Source organism: Stenotrophomonas sp. PD6 (assembly GCF_049199305.1).
Classification (GTDB): Bacteria; Pseudomonadota; Gammaproteobacteria; order Xanthomonadales; family Xanthomonadaceae; genus Stenotrophomonas.
This window is the reverse complement of record NZ_JBLZQD010000002.1, coordinates 92,450-109,424: the sequence shown is the minus strand read 5'-3', so window position 1 is coordinate 109,424 and position 16,975 is coordinate 92,450. Positions and strand designations below refer to the sequence as shown.

The following is a 16,975-nucleotide window of genomic DNA, read 5'->3' as shown; positions in this document are numbered from 1 at the left end:
AGATTCCTCATTGGGTTCATGGCCAGCGTGGCTGGCAGATGTACTTGATATGCGGTTGTCGCGCAGTGATTCAAGACAAACCGGGCTGGCAATACAGTCCCTGTAGCGGCATACTTGCGAATACTTCTCATTTCCATTGATGGGTCGATGCACGCACATCGCGACACCGTGGGCGCCCTGTACCGGGACCACCGGAGCTGGCTGCAGGGCTGGCTGGGCGGCCGCGTGGGCTGCCGCGAGACGGCCGCCGACCTGACCCAGGACACCTTCGCGCGGCTCCTGCAGGGCCGCGAGCTGGACGCGCTGCGCGAACCGCGCGCGTTCCTGACCACCGTGGCCCGTGGGCTGGCGGCGAACTGGTTCCGCCGGCAATCGCTGGAGCGCGCCTATCTGGCGCAGCTGGCGAACCTGCCCGAGGCCGTGGTGCCCTCGCTGGAAGACCAGGCGCTGGTGTGCGAAGCATTGCAGCAGATCGACGCAATGCTTGACGGGTTGCCCATTGCCGCGCGCCAGGTGTTCCTGCTGGCCCAGTTCGATGGGCTGCGCTACGAGGCCATCGCCGAACGCCTCGGGCTCTCGCTGAGCACCGTGAAGCGGCACATGAAGCGGGCGCTGGTCGGCTGCCTGGCCCATGCGGGCTGAGCCGGCGCCGATTCCGCGCGCCGTGCTCGCCGCGGCGGCGGACTGGCTGTTGCGCCTGGGCGAGGCACCGGATGATCCCGTTACGCAGCAGGCCTGCGCGCAGTGGTGCGCGCAGCACCCCAACCACGCGCGGGCCTGGCAGCGCGCGCAGCACCTGCAGGCGCTGCTGCAGCAGGTGCCGGCGACGCTCGCACTGCCGGTGCTGGGGCGCGGCGTGGACCCGGCGCGGCGCGCGGCGCTCAAGCGCCTTGGACTGTGGCTGGCGGTGATGCCGGCCGGTTGGCTCGGCTGGCAGGTGCTGTCGCCGGCGCCGACCGGCCCGATCGAACGCACTGCCGTGGGCGAGCGCCGCCGCGTCGGGCTGCCCGATGGCAGCCAGCTGCTGCTCGATACCGATACCCGCGTGGTGGTGCATTTCGATGACCAGCAGCGCGGGCTGCGGCTGGAGCGCGGCCGCATCCGGGTGGAGAGCGCGCCCGATCCGCACTCGCCCGCCCGGCCGCTGCAGGTATTCACCCGGCAGGGACGCATCCGCGCGCTCGGCACGCGCTTCGATGTGCGACGCGATGCCGAGCTGACCCACGTCAGCCTGATGGAGGGGCGCCTGCAGATCTCACCCGGCAGCGGTGCCCCCTGGCTGCTGGAGGCCGGCCGGCAAGCCGCCTTCGATGCCCATGGCGCGCAACGCAGCGAACGGCTCGACGACACCCGCGCCGCCTGGGCCAGCGGCATGCTCGTCGCCGATGCAATGCCACTGCGCGAGCTGGTGGCGGAGCTCGCGCGCTACCGGCGCGTGGCACTGCGCTGCGATCCACAGGTCGCCGCCCTGCCCGTCTCCGGCGCCTTCCCACTGGACGACACCGCCCAGAGCCTGGCGATGCTCGAAGCCACCTACCCCGTGCGCGTGCAGCGTGCCGGCGGGGGGCTGTGGACGACCGTGGCGGCGCGGTGACACTTTTTTCGATCTCGCGGGGCAGACGAGGGAACCCTGCATTCCACATCGACCTGCCATGACCCGTTTGCCCCCCCTGTTCGCTGCCAGTGCGCTGTCGCTGGCCCTGCTTGCCACCCCCTTGTTTGCCCATGCCCAGGCCCAGGCCGCCGACGCGGTAGCGCCGGCCAGCGTGCCGCTCGGCCGTGCGCTGGCCAGTTTCGCCAGCCAACAGGGCGTGGCGCTGGCCTTCGACCCAAGCCTGACCGCCGGCCTCACGGCACCCGCGCTCGCACCGGACCAATCCCTTGAAGCGGGCTTCGCGCAGCTGCTGGCCGGCACCGGCCTGCGCGCCACGCGCCGCGCCGACGGCAGCTACACGCTCGAACGCGCCGCGGCCGGCCGCATGCCGGCGCTGCGCGTGGGCGCCGACGCCGGCAGCACGTTCCTGCCCGCCCAGCTGCCGTTCGGCCAGGGCCAGCGCCTGGACCAGGATGCACTGCAGGCGCAGGTGAAAGGCAACGGCGACATCGCCACCGCCCTGCGCGGCAACCCGGCCGTGCAGTTCAGCGACAGCGCGCGCAGCTCGCGCACCATGGGCGAGATCCGCCCGGCCGATGTCTCGATCAACGGTGCGCCGTTCTACCAGAACCTGTTCCTGCTCGATGGCGCCAGCATCAACAACGACATCGACCCCACCTACACCGCGCAGACCATTGCCAACGTCAACAGCGCCGTCGATGTACCCAGCGCCGCGCAGGGCATTGCGGTGGACGTGGACCTGCTCGAATCCCTGACCGTGTACGACGCCAACGTGCCGGCGGCCTATGGCGGCTTCACCGGCGGCGTGATCGACGCGCAGAGCCGCAAGGCCGGCGACGCCCTGCATGGCAAAGTGTGGATGCGCATGGCGCGCTCGGCGTGGGACCAGGTCATCACCAACCCCACGCAGGCCGAATCGTACGAAGAGTCCGCGACGTTCGCCTATCAACCCGCGTACGACAAGCTGCGCCTCGGCGCCCGGCTGGAAGGCCGCACCCGTGGCGGCATCGGCGTGATCGGGACGCTCAGCCACACCCGTTCGGAAATTCCGTTGCGCGCGTATGCCAATGGCCAGTCCACCACCGGCGACGACGTCAACCGCCGTACCCAGCTGCGCGAGAACACCGCTGCGACCGTCGCCCTGGACTGGAGCAGCGGCGAAGGCCTCGACCTCACCGCCAGCGTGTCCTACGCACCCAACGATGACCGCTACTTCATCATGAACACCAAAGACTCCTGGTTCGACATCCGTTCCGGGGGCCCCACGGCCAAGCTCGGCGCAACCTGGCAGCAGGGCGCCTGGACCTTCCGCAACAGCCTCAACTACAGCGACCTGGAATCGTCGCGCCGCAGCGAGGGCGACACCATGAAGAACTGGCGTCCCTCCGAGGAATTCAACTGGGGCATCGGCTCCACCAGCAGCATCGGCAACTGGGGCAGCGTGGACCAGCACGATCGCCGCATCGGCTACCGGCTGGGCATCGACCGCGACGCCTTCGCGCTCGGCAACAGCACCCACACCGTGCAGTTCGGCGTCGGCGTGCAGCGTCGCGATGCCAGTTACGAACGCCCCAACGACCAGTACATCTACCAGGGCGGCGTGGCCACGCGCAGCTGCACCCTGGCCGATGGCAGCATCGATACGGTCAGCTGCTCGCTGTCGCCGCTGCTTTCCGGCAGCGGCACCGGCCAGTACCTGAGCCAGCTCTTCATCTACCACGCCGGTGCGTTCGAGGTCAGCGGCACCGAGTACGAGGCCTGGGCGCAGGACACCATCGCGCTCGGCCGCTGGACGCTGCGGCCGGGCCTGCGCCTGGACCGCAACGACCTGTTCGGCCAGACCGATCTTTCGCCACGCCTGGCATTGAGCTGGGACGTGCTCGGCGACGAACGCACCCTGCTCAACGCCGGCGTCAACCGCTACTACGGCCGCAGCTTCTTCAGCTACCTGCTGCGCGAAGGGCGCGAGCGCCTGCGCGAGTCCAGGACCCGTACGCGGTCCAGCACCGCCTGGGAAGACGTGACGGGCACCTGGAACGTGGCGACCAACCGCCTGCGCGACCTGGATTCGCCCTACACCGACGAGTGGACGCTGGGCATCGACCAGCAGTTCGAGCATCTGCAGGTCCATGCCAAATACGTGGACCGCAGCACCCGCCGCGACGTCCTGCGGCGCAAGGTCGGCGACCCGCTCGACACCACCCTGTACAACCGCAACACCTACGAATACACCAACGACGGACGCAGCAATGCACAGACCTGGACGCTGTCGCTGGGTTCGGTGCGTGCGCTGGAGGCGTGGGGCATGCAGAACAGCTGGCAGCTCTCGGCGGACTACACCGACGTGGCACGCAACTACAACGATTACGAGGACACGGTGGACCTCACGCAGCTTGTCCGCTACGAGGGCGAGCTGATGTACCGCTACCAGCTGCCAGCGACCGACTACCTGCGTCCGTGGAGCGTGCGCCTCAGCACCCGCACCGCCGTGCCGGTCGCCGGGCTGACCTGGAACAACTTCTTCCGCGTCCAGGCCGGTTTCGAAGGCACGGTCACGGGTGCCTCCGAGATCATCGACGGCCTGTCCGTGCCCACCCTCACCCGCCGCACCTACCCGCGCACCTGGACCTGGGACAGCAACGTGGAATACCGGCTGCCACTGCCGCGCGCGCAGGAGGCGTATGCGCGCGTGGAAGTGATGAACGTGCTCAACCGCAGCAACCAGACCAGCGGCACCACGGCCGGCAACACCTACTACGAACCGGGGCGCAGCTTCTGGCTGGAACTGGGCTACGCGTTCTGAGGCCGCGGCCGTGAGCTGCCCGCGCGCGATCGGCGTGCTGTTCGCCCTGGCGTGCGCAGTGGGGCTGGGCGGCAGCGCGCTGACGCCGGACGGCGCGCCTCGGGTGCCGGCGGCGTGCGCGCGCCAGCTGCTCGGCCCCGAACCGCCCGCGTCCGCGTGCCTGCGCCAGGCCTATGCGCGGCCCATCGCGCAGTGGCCGGCGGCGCAGCTCGACGCCGGCGTGGTGGCCGGGGAAATGGCGCCGCTGCCGCCGGTCCTGCACCCCGAAGGCAATCCCGGCTCAGCGGCGAAGGTCGCGCTGGGCCGGCGCCTGTTCGAGGACCCGCAGTTGTCGCGCTCCGGCCAGATCGCCTGCGCCAGCTGCCACGAGCGCGACCTGGCCTTCGCCGACGGGCGCCGCGTGTCGTTCGGCCATGACCGCCAGCCCGGGCGTCGCAACGCACCGAGCGTGGTGATGAGCGGCTACGCGCAGCCGCTGTTCTGGGATGGGCGCGCCGCCACGCTGGAAGACCAGGCCCTGTTGCCCATCGCCGACCCGAAGGAAATGGCCTTCAGTGCCGACGAAGCCGCCGCGCGGCTGCGCGCCGACGCGGGCTACCGGCAGCCGTTCGAGGCGGTGTTCGGCGACACGCCGATCAGCCCGCGTCAGCTCGCCCAGGCCATCGCCGCGTTCGAACGCAGCCTGGCGCCGCCGCCCGGGCGCTTCGACCGTTTCCTGGCCGGCCGCCGCGACCTGCTCGACGACGAGCAGCTGCGCGGCCTGCACCTGTTCCGCACCAAGGCGCGCTGCATGAACTGCCACAATGGCCCGGCGCTGACCGACAACGGCTTCCACAACCTTGGCCTGCACCTGCACGGTCGCGCGCGCCAGGACCTGGGCCGTTACGAGGTCACGGGCGATCCGGCCGACAGCGGCCGCTTCCGCACGCCGTCGTTGCGCGGTGTGGCACGCACCGCGCCGTACATGCACAACGGCAGCATGCGCAGCCTGGACGCGGTGCTGCTGTTCTACAGCGTGGGCGGCGGCCAGCCACGCCCGCGCGGTGGCACCGCATCCGCCGACCCGTTCCCGCTGTCCGACCCGCTGCTGCAGCCGCTGGCGTTGAGCGCGGAGGAACGGCGCGCGATCCAGGCCTTCCTGCAGACGCTGTAGGCCGTGGGCGCTGCATGCGCCATCGACATCATGCTCACGTCCGCTTTCGGCTGCCACGCCGAAGCTGGCGTTCCCACGAGCGGAATCCGCGCATGCACTACGAGCTTTATTACTGGACCGGCATCCAGGGCCGTGGCGAGTTCATCCGTCTTGCGCTGGAGGATGCGGGCGCCGCCTATACCGACATGGCGCGCGTCCACGGCGACGAGGTGATGCAGCCGTTCCTCGACGGAAAACAGGACGGGTTGTGTCCGTTCGCGCCGCCATTCCTGGTCAGCGGCCGGCAGGTGATCGCGCAGGTGGGGGCGATCCTCGACCATCTGGGTCCAGAGCTGGGCCTGGTGCCCGAGGCGGCCTCGCGCCGGGTGCAGGCGCTGCAGCTGCAGTTGACCATCGCCGACCTGGTCGCCGAGATCCACGACACCCACCACCCCATCGCGGCCTCGCAGTACTACGAGGACCAGAGGCGCGAGGCGAAAGCGCGCGCCGCGTCCATGCGCGGCGAGCGGCTGCCGAAGTTCCTCGGCTGGTTCGAGCGCGTACTGGAGGCCAATGGCGGCCTGCACCCGCTGCGCGAGCATTCGTACGTGGACCTGTCGCTGTTCCAGCTGGTCAGCGGGCTGGACTACATGTTCCCGCAGCGCATGCAGGCACTGCGGCCGACCCTGCCGCTGCTGTATGCCCTGAAGGACCGGGTGGAGCGGCGACCGAACGTCGCCGCCTACCTGGCCTCCGAACGCCGGCTGGCGTTCAACACAAACGGCATCTTCCGGCATTACCCCGAGTTGGATGGGGACGAATAACGATCACGACCGTTGGTCGTGATTGCTCTTCTGCAGGGACAACAACCCCAACAACACCGCCAGCGCCACGTATGCCCCGGCGAACTGCCACATGATCTGCTTCGGCAGGCCGGCCAGTTGCCACGGCAGGTAGATGCCACCGCGCGGGTCCACCGAGTGGATCAGGCCGAACAGGGTCAGCGCCGCCGCCACCAGCAGGATGCCCGAGGCACGCAGCAGGCGCCCATCGATCATCGCCACCACCGCCGCGATCCACAGCATCGAGGTGATGATGAAGCCATTGCCCAGGGTGAAGATCACCGCCAGTTCGGGCAGGCCATGGCCGTCCAGCGTGGTGGTCATCGCCAGCAGCTGCTCCGGCGGGATCCAGCCCGGCGCCTTGATCGCCAGCAGGTAGGCCACCGACGGCAGGAAGCCCAGCACCATCGCGCCGGCATGCTCACGCGGGGTGGCCTGGAAGGCCTGGGTGGTGATGTCGATGGCCACATACACGATGATCGGCGCCAGCACCGCCAGCGGCAGCCACTGCACCAACCCGGAGATCACGCCCAGCATGCCGCCGATGCCGACGAACAGGCCGGTCAGCAGCGTATAGCCGCTGCGCGCGCCCATGTGCTTGTACGCCGGCTGGCCGATGTACGGCGTGGTCTGCGCCACGCCACCGCATAGCCCGGCCACCAGCGTGGCCACCGCTTCCACCAGCAGGATGTCGCGGGTGCGGTAGTCGTCGCCGGCCGCACGCGCGCTCTCCGACACGTTGATGCCGCCCACCACCATCAGCAGGCCGAACGGCAGCAGCAGCGGCAGATAGGTGATCGCGGTGGGCAGGCCCTCGATGAAGCCCAGCGTCGGCCACGGCAGCACGATCTGCGGCGGCACCCATTCGGGCACCTTGAAACCGGGTGCGCCCAGGCCGGCCAGGCCGAGCCCGTAATACAGCACCGTGCCGAACACGAACGCCACCAGCACGCCCGGCGCGCGGATCGGCAGCTTGCGCTTGGCCACCAGCACGTACAGCAGCAGGCCCAGGGTCACGAAGCCCACCACCGGCGAACGCAGCGTTTCCAGCAGCGGCAGGAAGCCCATCAGCACGATGGCGATGCCGGCGATCGAACCCAGCAGCGACGCACGCGGCAGCGCGCGGGTGACCGCCTCGCCGAAGAACGACAGCACCACCTTGAGCACGCCCATGATCACCAGCGAGGCCATGCCCAGCTGCCAGGTGGCGATGGCCGCGTCGTGCGGCGCCAGTCCCTGCGCCTTGAACGCGAGGAAGGCCGGGCCCAGCACCAGCAGGGCCATGCCGATGCTGGTGGGCGCGTCCAGCCCGAGCGGCATCGCGGTGACATCGTCGCGGCCGGTGCGGATGGCCAGGCGCCGTGCCATCCACGTGTAGAGCACGTTGCCGACCAGCACGCCGAAGGCGGTGCCGGGGAACATGCGGCCGAACACTACGTCCGGCGGGAACTGGAAGATGCCGACCAGCGCCATCGCGATGAAGCCGAGGATCGACAGATTGTCGACCACCAGGCCGAAGAAGCCGTTGAAGTCGCCGGCGACGAACCAGCGGGGACGTCCGGAGACGGGAGCGGATGCAGGCATGCGAGGGGGGCACGGGGTGGGGGGTACCCGATGGTAGGCCCTCCCCGCCCCCGCGCACAGAGGCATGGATGGAACAGCGGAACTACGGTTTGTTGAGGAAATTGTTCGCCAACAGGTCCCGCACATCCCCCACCCGCCCGTGCAGCAGCGCCTTGGCCGCATACAGTGCGGTGCCGGCCACCTGCTTGGCTTCCACCTGCGGCGGCATCACCAGCTCGGTCGGGCTGGTGTGCACGTCCAGCAGCGCCGGGCCGGGATGGGCCAGCACGTCCTGCACGGCCTGCTCCAGGTCCTCGCTGCGGGTCACGGTGCGGCCGTAGAACCCGATCACCTCGGCCAACCGGCCGAAATCGGGGTTCTTCAAGTCGGTGTAGTTGTCCAGCAGGCCTTCGACCTTCTGCTCCAGCTCCACGAAGTTCAGCGAGCTGTTGTTGTAGACCACCACCTTGATCGGCAGGTTTTCCTGCACGGCGGTGAGCAGGTCGCCCAGCAGCATGGCGATGCCGCCGTCGCCCGACAGCGAGATCACCTGGCGCCCGGGGTACGCCTTCTGCAGGCCCAGCGCCTGCGGCATCGCGTTGGCCATCGTGCCATGCAGCAGGCTGGTCAGCGTGCGGCGGCGGCCGTTGGCGCGGATATGGCGCAGGATCCACACCATCGGCGAGCCACCGTCGGCGGTGAACAGCGCATCGTCGCTGGCGTGGCGGTCGATCAGCGCGGTGAGGTGCTGCGGGTGGATCAGCGTGCCCTCGCCCGGCTCTTCCTCCTTCGCACGGGTCGCCAGCGCCTTCTCGCGGTGGCCGATGCACTCGTCCAGGAAGCTGCGGTCCTCGCGTTCGGGCAGCAGGGGCAGCAGCGCCTCCAGCGTCGGCCCGATATCACCGACCACCCCCAGGTTCACCGGGTGGCGGCGACCCAGATGGCTGCCATCGCGATCCACCTGGATCAGCGTGGCCTTGTCCGGGTAGTACTGGCCCCATGCGAAATCGGCGCCGAGCAGCAGCAGCGTGTCGCAGGCCATCAGCGTGTGGTAGCCCGACTCGATGCCGAAGATGCCGGTCATGCCCATGTTGTACGGGTTGTCGTACTCCACGAAATCCTTGGCCCGCGAGGTATGCGCGATCGGCGCCTTCAACCGCGCGCCCAGCGCCACCAGCGCATCATGCGCATGCTCGCAGCCGGCACCGGCGTAGATGCCGATGCGCTTGCCTTCGCCGATCAATGCCGCGATGCGCTGCAGTTCCTCGTCGTTCGGCCGCAGCACCGGCTGCGCGTAATGCACCGAGAACGGCCGGTCGTCCTTCACTTCGGCCTCGCTGATGTCGGCCGGCAGGATCACCACCGCCACGCCGCGCCGGCTGATCGCCGCCTGGCACGCCAGCGCCACCACCCGGCGCGCCTGCTGCGGGCTGTACACCTGCTCGCAGAACACACTGCAACTGGCGTACACCGCCTTGAAATCCACTTCCTGCGGGAACTCCATGCCCAGCTCGGGCGTGATCACCTGGCTGGCGATCAGCACCAGCGGCGCGCGGTTGCGGTTGCTCTCGAAGATGCCGTTGATGAAGTGCAGCCCGCCCGGCCCGCAGGAGCCGGCACAGGCCGTCAACTGGCCGCTGATCAGCGAATCGGCGCCGGCGGCGAACGCGGCCACCTCTTCATGGCGCACGTGCACCCAGTCGATCTCACTACGATGGATGGCATCGGTGACATGGTTGAGGGTGTCGCCGACGATCCCATAACAGTGGCGCACACCGGCAGCCTGCAGGGTTTCGACGACGATTTCGGCAACGCGCTTGCTCATGACGGGACTTCCACGTTCAAGGGGAAGCCCGAGCCTAGACCCGCGTCAGTGACATTGGCGTGCGAATCCGCGTGATCGCGGGGCCACGCGCGCTGTCATGCCCCGGCGCGGTTCAGGGTGCGATGCCGTTCACCCAACCCACGATGGCACCGCGCGTCGGGTTGGCGTAGCGCACCTGCACCCAGCCCTCGCGTTCATCGAGCAGCGCCACCGTGTCACCGGCCACCAGATAGCGCCGCGTGGCGGCGTCGCCCGGCCGGGCGTACAACGCCAGCCGCGCGGGCACCACGCGTCCGCTCACCGGTTGCAGCGGAACACCGCTGCGTGGCGCTTCCAGGCCATCGGCGATGGCCGTTTCCAGCACCTTGCCGGCGGCGTCAAACGTGCTCCATACCGCCAGTGGGCCGCTGTCGTCGGGTCGCGCCACCGCCACCACCGCGTCGAGCGCATCGCCGAGCATGCTCATCCGCTCGGCGCGATAGAGGTACAGCGTCGGGCCGTTGTAGCGGTATACGTCCACGTACCACATCGGTCCGCTGCGGCAGCTGCTGGCCAGGGTGCGCGTGGCCGCATCCACGGTCAGGCCCATCAACCCGCCGCATTGTTCCTGCCCGTGGGTGGCGGGCACCAGCGCGGTCAATCGCGCCTGCCGCGCATCGTAGCGATACACCGCCACCGCTTCGTTGACCTGGCCGACCGGGGCCCGCGCCACCAGTTCGGGGTAGCCATCGAAATCGATGTCCTCGGCAGACAGCTGCGATTGGCCGTCCGCATCCGGGGCCGCGGGCAGCCGCTGGCGCGTGCCGGCGGGCAATATCTGTGCATCGATCAGACCGTCTTCGGCCAGATCGGCCTGCACCTGCACGCCATTGGCGGGACCGAAGCGGACCGTATCGCGCGCTCCGGCCCAGGCCGGCGCCGCTGCCAGGGCCAGCAACGCCATGCCCAGGCGCGCCCGGGAAAGGCCTTCCTTGATGTCCATCATCACTCCTGCGGCGCCGCTGCGGCCCGTCGTGCTCAGAACGATACTTCAACCGCCTGCTGTGCCCACAGCACCGACTGGTGCTTGGTGGCCTGCTTCCACGCCAGGCGGATCGCCTCGATGTCCGCGCGCCGCTGCGGCGTGTTCTCGTGCAGCACCACCAGCACCTTGGTGCGCAGGCGATTGGGCTGGGCCGCGCCGCGGAACAGCCACTGGCCGTAGGCATCGAACACGGTCAGGCCGTCAGGGAAGCGCGGGGTGACCTCCTTGTCGAGGAACGCGCGCCACTGCGCCTCGCTGATCGCGTCGGTCTGCTCGCGCGCGGACGCGCCGCTTTCCTCGCCCACGCCGAAGTACAGCTCGCTGCGCACCCAGCCGGCGGCGGCGTCCGGGCGGGCGGCATCGCCCTGCAGGCTGGCGGTGGTGGTGGTGGTGGTGGGCTGGGTCTGATGGGCGATCGGGGCGGTGGTTGCGCAGCCGCTGACGGCCAAGAGAACGGCTAGCAGCAGGGGGGTGGACTTCATGTTGCGGTATCTCCGGGGGTTTGGGGCTACGTGGGACACGCGTGGCGTGTCGCTACGCCGCATAAGCGTGAGGGACTTCGGCCGCCAGCATAGATGCCGAACGGCTATGAGCTGATGCCGGCCCGTATTGGGACTTGCATCACAAGGGGCCATCACGCCAAGATAATATATCGCTTCATCCGGATGGATTGGTACATACATATCCTCCACCCCTCCCCCCTCCCCCTCGTCGTACTGCTGGAGCCCGCATGTCCCGTCCGTCCGCGTCGCGTCTTGGCCTCGCCATTGCCCTGGTCCTCTCCTCTCCCCTGCTGGCCCAGGACCTCCATGCGCAGGACGCGCCCGCTTCGGCCACCACGCTGGACACCGTGATCGTCACCGGCACCCGTGCGGTCGACCGCACGGTGCTGGAGTCCACCTCCCCGGTGGACGTGCTGACGGCCGAGGACATCCGCCGCGCCGGCGTGGTCAACGGCGAACTGGGCAGCGCGCTGCAGGCGCTGCTGCCGTCGTTCAACTTCCCGCGCCAGTCCAACTCCGGCGGTGCCGACCACGTCCGCGCCGCCCAGCTGCGCGGCCTTTCGCCGGACCAGGTGCTGGTGCTGGTGAACGGCAAACGCCGTCACACCAGCGCGCTGGTCAACGCCGACAGCAAGATCGGCAAGGGCACCACCCCGGTCGACTTCAATTCCATCCCGGTCAGCGCGATCAAGCGCATCGAAGTACTGCGTGACGGTGCCGGTGCGCTGTATGGCTCGGACGCGGTGGCCGGGGTGATCAACGTGATCCTCGACGACGCGCCGGAAGGCGGCGCCATCGAGGCCAGCTTCGGCGCGCACCACACCGACCTGGAGCCGATCGACCGCACCATCACCGACGGCCAGACCAGCTTTGTCAGCGCCAAGGTCGGCACCGCGCTGGGCGAGGACGGCGGCTTCCTGCGCGTCGGCCTGGAGCTCAAGAACCGCGAAGGCACCAACCGCGCCGGCTTCGACCAGATTCCGCCGTGGGACCAGAGCGATGCCAACCTGGCGCTGCAGGGCAAGCGCAACTATGTGCTGGGCGATGGCAGCACCAAGGACCTCAACGCCTGGATCAACACCGAGCTGCCATTCGGTGAGACCTCGAAGTTCTACTTCTTCAGCACCTTCAACCAGCGCGACAGCGAAGGCGCCAACTACTTCCGCTACCCCGACAGCGACGCCAACTGGACCGAGATCTATCCCAACGGCTACCGCCCGATCTCCGAAGGCGAGAACCGCGACGTGCAGGCCGTGGCCGGTGCGAAGGGCCAGTGGGGCGAATGGAACTACGACGCCAGCCTGGACTACGGCTTCAATGACTTCACCTACCGCCTGCGCAACTCGCTCAATGCCTCGCTGGGCCCGGGCAGCCCGACCCGGTTCAAGACCGGCGACTACCGCAATGAACTGACCGTGGGCAACTTCGACCTGGGCCGCGTGTTCACCCAGGGCAACAACAGCCACAGCCTGGGCCTCGGCCTGGAAGCGCGCCGCGACCACTTCCAGACCCGTCCGGGCGATCCGAGCAGCTACGCAGCCGGCCCGTACACCGACCGCCCGACCGGTTCGCAGGCCGGTGGCGGGCTGACCCCGCAGGACGCCACCTCGCTGAGCCGCGACGTGGCCAGTGCCTATGCCAGCCTGTCCAGCCAGTTCGGCGAGCACTTCTCCAGCGACGTCGCGGCCCGTTACGAGCACAGCGACGACTACGGCGGCGAACTGACCGGCAAGCTCGGCCTGCGCTACGAGTTCACCCCGGCGTTCGCGCTGCGCGGTGCGATCTCGAACAACTTCCGCGCCCCGTCGCTGGCGCAGATCGGCTACGAATCCACCTCCACCGGCTACAACGCCGCCGGCCAGCTGGTGCAGGGCCGCGTGCTGTCGGTGAACAATCCCATCGCGCGCGCACTGGGCGCAAGCGACCTCAAGCCGGAGAAGTCGCTCAACACCAGCCTGGGCTTCACCAGCCGTATCGGCGAGCACTTCGACCTGTCGCTGGACTTCTACCAGATCGATATCGACGACCGCATCGCGCTGTCGGAAAGCATCACCGGCGACGCGCTCACCAACAGCGTGCTGGAGCAGTTCGGCGTGAGCGGGCTGCAGAGCGCCAGCTTCTTCGTCAACGCCGCCGACACCCGCACCCGCGGTGCCGAACTGGTCACCAACTGGCGCCAGTCGCTGGGGGATGGGCAGCTGCTGCTGACCGGCACCTATGCGTACAACAAGACCACGCTGAAGAATGTGCTGCCCACGCCGGCACGCCTGCTCGCACTGGACCCGGACTACGTGCTGTTCGGCGTGGAAGAGACCAACACGCTTACCGACGCCACCCCGCGCACGCGGGCACAGCTGGCCGCCAGCTGGGCCAACGACCGCTGGACGCTGAGCAGCCGCCTCAGTCGCTACGGCAGCGTGACCCGGGTGTTCAACTTCGGTGACGGGTTCGTCCCGCGCCAGACCTATGGTGCCGAATGGCAGCTGGATGCCGAGGTGGAATACAAGATCACGCCGCAGTGGAGCGTGGCGCTGGGCGGGCAGAACCTGACCGACAATTACTCGGACCTCTCCAACGAGGACATCTACTACTACGGCAACCTGCCGTATGACGTGCTGTCGCCGATTGGCAGCAATGGTGCCTACTATTACGGTCGCGTCCGCTACACGTTCTGACCGGACAAAAAATCAGCGGCAGGCATCGGGGGATGCCTGCCGCTGACGGTTCGCTTCCCTGCGATCCTGTTACCAGCTGTACTTCATGCCCAGCTGGATACCACGATTGCGGTAGCCGCCCGCGCCCTGGGCAGCGCCCAGCTCGCCCCAGCCCGTCCAGCCCCGGCCCATCTGCAGCTGCACGCCACCCTTGAGCTCGTAGGCATCCTGCGGCTGGCCACCGGCGATCACCTCGTTGTTGAACGCCATGGCGTTGCCAGCAGCGGGCGCGTGAATCCAATTGGCTGCCACGAAAGGCTGGATGCGGTTGCCTTCACCCGTCGTCGCGTGACCGAATGCCCGGACACCGACCCGCGTCTCCAACCCACCGGCGCGGCGCGACACCACCTGCGTCCCGTTGCGCTCCACGTGCTGTCCACCGTCCATGGCATGGTCGGTGTAGGTCAGCTGCACCTGCGGCTCAACAAACACCGCATTGCGGGCCCCCGCATGGACCTTGAACGCATACCCGGCTTCCACCGATCCGGACAGGGTGCGGCTGTCGTAACGCTCCGTTGCCACCGCATCGCCCTGCACCCGGTTGTTGAACCGCGCCGCCTGCACCCAGCCATCCACATACGCACCTTCAGCTTCCGCCGGGTGCTGGAACCAACTGGCGTACGCGCCCAGCGCCTGGCCCTTCACCTCGCCATCGGCACCGTACCCGGTAATGCTTGAACGGCTATGGCTGCTGGCCTTGCCGGTGGCCGCCATCACGCCGGCCACGCCGCGGCTGTTGCTGCCCCACCGCACCAGGTCGGTGCCGACCTGCAGCACGTTCGACTCATTGCGCACCTCCAACTGACCGCTGGCCAGCCGGGCGCGGCTCTGTGCACTGCCCGCGCGGGCCCAGGCAGCGCCCAAGCGACCGTCCGACTCCAGGCGCATCGACAGGTTCTGCCCGCCCATGCGTTGATGCATCCCATGCGCAAACAGACCCGTTGCCGCGGACTGGTTTCCAAGGTAAGCGCCCACTTCTGGACGATAGATCGGAGGTGCCACCGGGTCGATGATCGGGTCGATGATCGGGTCCACGATCGGGTCAATGATCGGGTCCACGATCGGATCGACCGGATCGGTGCCCGGATCCACCGGCGGTTCCACCGCCAGCGACGAGCGCAGGTACCAGTTGCCGTCGTTCTGGCTGGCACTGGAACCGTGGTGCAGGAAATACTCATGCGCCCCGCCAACCGCACGTCCAGCAAGGGCGAACTGCCCATCGGAACGGCCATCCACCACCACCAGCGCGATGCCGTTCTGGCTTTCAGCGCCCTGGCCACCCACGTTGGTGACTTCGATCAGGGTCTGGCCGGAAGTGTTGCCGCGCACATGCAGGCGATCGGTGGACGAGGCATCGTCACCCAGTACAGTATTCATCTGCAGCAGCGCGTTGTCGCCCGCGTAATCCCCGTTCACGGTCAAGGTCTTGAACGCACCGTCGCCGTGATTGAAGGAAATGCTGCTGTTGGACACCGAAAGCTGCGCCACCGTCGACGCCTCGGTCATGTCCCAGTGGCCGCCCTGCGTCAGGGTCAGCGTCCCGACGATGTCCGACGCACCTCGCCAGCGGCTGTCCTGCCCGATTGAAACCGCAATCGTCGGATCGAGGACGTCATTGCCATCGGCGTCGAAAGCACGCTCGCCGAAGCGAATGTCGCCCATCAACGACGACCCGCGGTCCAGCATCACCGAGGACAGATCATCCGTATCCAGCTCCACTGCGATACCGTTGCCGCCGCGAACCTGGCTGCCCTCGGTCAGCACGATATGACCGCCGTCCAGGCGAACCGCCGATCCGTGCGTGGTCTCCAGTACGGTATTGGCCGCCGAAACCACTGCGCCGTATTCGATGAGTGCCGCGTGTGCATCCTGCCCCGTGGCCAGCACTTGACTGTCGCGCAGCGCCACCGTCCCGTCGCTGAAGGCGCGCACGCCCACGGCGTCCTGCGTGGTCATCAGCACGCTGCTGCGGAGCAGGTCCACGTGTGCCCCGGGAAGGAACGCGCGCACGCCTTCACCCCCCTGGTGGTGAACTTCGATCGACGTATCCGTCAGGCTGGCGCGCCCCCGATCCACCGCGTAGACGCCGGTCGCAAACGAATTGGACTTACCGACAGTGGCAAGCGATTGCTGGACGACGATGCTGCCACCGTTCATCACAAGCGTCGCGCCTTCATCGACCAGCACGGCCTTCCCGCCAAGCGCCTCCACCGCAGTGTCATGGAGCACCGCCTGGCCGCCCGCGACCGCCCAGACCCCGTCCCGTGCGCGGATCGAGCTGTCCTGTATGCGGACGCTTCCCCCTTCGGCAACGACGGCATAGCCCTGCGGATGATCGGGAATGGAACCACCGGGCCCGCCGAGATAGGCGTTCTCCACCATGACATTGCGCAGGTCGATGTGCGCGTTGTTCTGCGCCATCACCGTAGCCTGGAGCGGCGCTCCGGTGGCGGAGCGCTGACTGCCATCGCTGCGCAGCACGCCGCCGTCGTGGGTGATCGAACTACCGGTGCCGTTGGCGAGCAATGCAGCGGCATTTCCACCATGCGTGGTGACATCCACCCGACGCGCCGAGATCGTCTCGCCGGCGAGTGATGCGATGCCATTCTCACCGTAGGCATAGGTTTCGATGGCGGTGTCAATCAGCTCGACGGGCGGGGCGGCAACGGCCGCGACCGACGTGCAGAGCAGCACGCTGGAGATGGCCAGCGCCAGGCACCGGCGGGGAAGCGGGTGGGTCAACATGATGTGCGTCCTCAGTCGTGGGAATTCGAGACAGACGATAGGCTTCGCCGCCGCGCTTCCACATAGAAATGCTTCTAAAAGCACGGCCTGCCCTGCAGGTGGTCGTGCCGGTTGCCGCCGCCGCGGCCCCGGGTTACCTTGCATTTGCCCCCTGCGGGCTTCAGGCCGTCGGCATATGCAGCGCAGTCGCATTGCCTCTCCGTTCCCCA

Annotated in this window: 11 protein-coding genes; 6 read left to right on the top strand and 5 right to left on the bottom strand. The window is 68.4% G+C overall.

Going from position 1 to position 16,975, the window contains the following annotated elements; all coding sequences use genetic code 11:
* The first annotated feature begins 147 nt into the window (after positions 1–147).
* The 5 genes from ACOZHM_RS03465 (at position 148) to ACOZHM_RS03445 (ending at position 6,374) form a co-directional block, all read left to right on the top strand.
* The gene (locus ACOZHM_RS03465; RefSeq protein WP_421567565.1) at positions 148–642 is read left to right on the top strand and encodes a sigma-70 family RNA polymerase sigma factor; all 495 of its coding nucleotides are present in this window, start codon (positions 148–150) and stop codon (positions 640–642) included.
* Positions 632–1,594, top strand: a complete 963-nt coding sequence (locus ACOZHM_RS03460) for a FecR domain-containing protein (protein WP_421567564.1) — start codon at positions 632–634, stop codon at positions 1,592–1,594. Before ACOZHM_RS03465 ends, ACOZHM_RS03460 begins: the two co-directional genes overlap by 11 nt.
* A gap of 58 nt (positions 1,595–1,652) precedes the next feature.
* A complete protein-coding gene (locus tag ACOZHM_RS03455) occupies positions 1,653–4,418 on the top strand; it encodes a secretin and TonB N-terminal domain-containing protein (RefSeq protein ID WP_421567563.1) in 2,766 nt (921 codons plus the stop codon).
* A gap of 10 nt (positions 4,419–4,428) precedes the next feature.
* Positions 4,429–5,571 carry a cytochrome-c peroxidase gene (locus ACOZHM_RS03450; RefSeq protein WP_421567562.1) on the top strand — a complete coding sequence of 381 codons (1,143 nt, stop codon included), beginning with the start codon at positions 4,429–4,431 and terminating at the stop codon, positions 5,569–5,571.
* Positions 5,572–5,663: 92 nt separating this feature from the next.
* On the top strand, positions 5,664–6,374 hold the full coding sequence (locus tag ACOZHM_RS03445) for a glutathione S-transferase (RefSeq protein WP_421567561.1): 711 nt from the start codon (positions 5,664–5,666) through the stop codon (positions 6,372–6,374).
* A gap of 3 nt (positions 6,375–6,377) precedes the next feature.
* On the opposite strand, the gene ACOZHM_RS03440 is transcribed toward ACOZHM_RS03445, so the two are convergent.
* From ACOZHM_RS03440 to ACOZHM_RS03425, 4 genes are all read right to left on the bottom strand, one after another.
* A complete protein-coding gene (locus tag ACOZHM_RS03440) occupies positions 6,378–7,976 on the bottom strand; it encodes a hypothetical protein (protein WP_421567560.1) in 1,599 nt (532 codons plus the stop codon).
* A gap of 82 nt (positions 7,977–8,058) precedes the next feature.
* Positions 8,059–9,780: a thiamine pyrophosphate-dependent enzyme gene (locus ACOZHM_RS03435; protein WP_421567559.1), complete on the bottom strand. Its 1,722-nt coding sequence runs from the start codon at positions 9,778–9,780 to the stop codon at positions 8,059–8,061.
* A gap of 112 nt (positions 9,781–9,892) precedes the next feature.
* Positions 9,893–10,765 carry an SH3 domain-containing protein gene (locus ACOZHM_RS03430; RefSeq protein WP_421567558.1) on the bottom strand — a complete coding sequence of 291 codons (873 nt, stop codon included), beginning with the start codon at positions 10,763–10,765 and terminating at the stop codon, positions 9,893–9,895.
* A gap of 32 nt (positions 10,766–10,797) precedes the next feature.
* Positions 10,798–11,286 (bottom strand): DUF3574 domain-containing protein, encoded by a 489-nt coding sequence (locus ACOZHM_RS03425; protein ID WP_421567557.1) that lies wholly within the window; start codon positions 11,284–11,286, stop codon positions 10,798–10,800.
* A gap of 248 nt (positions 11,287–11,534) precedes the next feature.
* Between ACOZHM_RS03425 and ACOZHM_RS03420 the strand changes: the two genes are divergently transcribed.
* Entirely contained in the window at positions 11,535–13,982 is a 2,448-nt protein-coding gene (locus ACOZHM_RS03420) for a TonB-dependent receptor plug domain-containing protein (protein ID WP_421567556.1), read from the top strand.
* 69 nt (positions 13,983–14,051) lie between these two features.
* Here the strand turns inward: ACOZHM_RS03420 and ACOZHM_RS03415 are convergent, their stop codons facing one another.
* Positions 14,052–16,958, bottom strand: coding sequence for an autotransporter outer membrane beta-barrel domain-containing protein (locus ACOZHM_RS03415; RefSeq protein ID WP_421567555.1), 2,907 nt, complete (start codon positions 16,956–16,958; stop codon positions 14,052–14,054).
* Between the last annotated feature and the right edge of the window lie 17 nt (positions 16,959–16,975).

Excerpts from the sequence above, each read along its gene's own strand:
- ACOZHM_RS03455 (WP_421567563.1), top strand. The coding sequence starts at position 1,653 with ATGACCCGTTTGCCCCCCCTGTTCGCTGCCAGTGCGCTGTCGCTGGCC.
- ACOZHM_RS03460 (WP_421567564.1), top strand. The coding sequence starts at position 632 with ATGCGGGCTGAGCCGGCGCCGATTCCGCGCGCCGTGCTCGCCGCGGCG.
- ACOZHM_RS03440 (WP_421567560.1), bottom strand. The coding sequence starts at position 7,976 with ATGCCTGCATCCGCTCCCGTCTCCGGACGTCCCCGCTGGTTCGTCGCC.
- ACOZHM_RS03435 (WP_421567559.1), bottom strand. The coding sequence starts at position 9,780 with ATGAGCAAGCGCGTTGCCGAAATCGTCGTCGAAACCCTGCAGGCTGCC.
- ACOZHM_RS03415 (WP_421567555.1), bottom strand. The coding sequence starts at position 16,958 with ATGCGACTGCGCTGCATATGCCGACGGCCTGAAGCCCGCAGGGGGCAA.
- ACOZHM_RS03425 (WP_421567557.1), bottom strand. The coding sequence starts at position 11,286 with ATGAAGTCCACCCCCCTGCTGCTAGCCGTTCTCTTGGCCGTCAGCGGC.
- ACOZHM_RS03445 (WP_421567561.1), top strand. The coding sequence starts at position 5,664 with ATGCACTACGAGCTTTATTACTGGACCGGCATCCAGGGCCGTGGCGAG.
- ACOZHM_RS03420 (WP_421567556.1), top strand. The coding sequence starts at position 11,535 with ATGTCCCGTCCGTCCGCGTCGCGTCTTGGCCTCGCCATTGCCCTGGTC.
- ACOZHM_RS03430 (WP_421567558.1), bottom strand. The coding sequence starts at position 10,765 with ATGATGGACATCAAGGAAGGCCTTTCCCGGGCGCGCCTGGGCATGGCG.
- ACOZHM_RS03465 (WP_421567565.1), top strand. The coding sequence starts at position 148 with ATGCACGCACATCGCGACACCGTGGGCGCCCTGTACCGGGACCACCGG.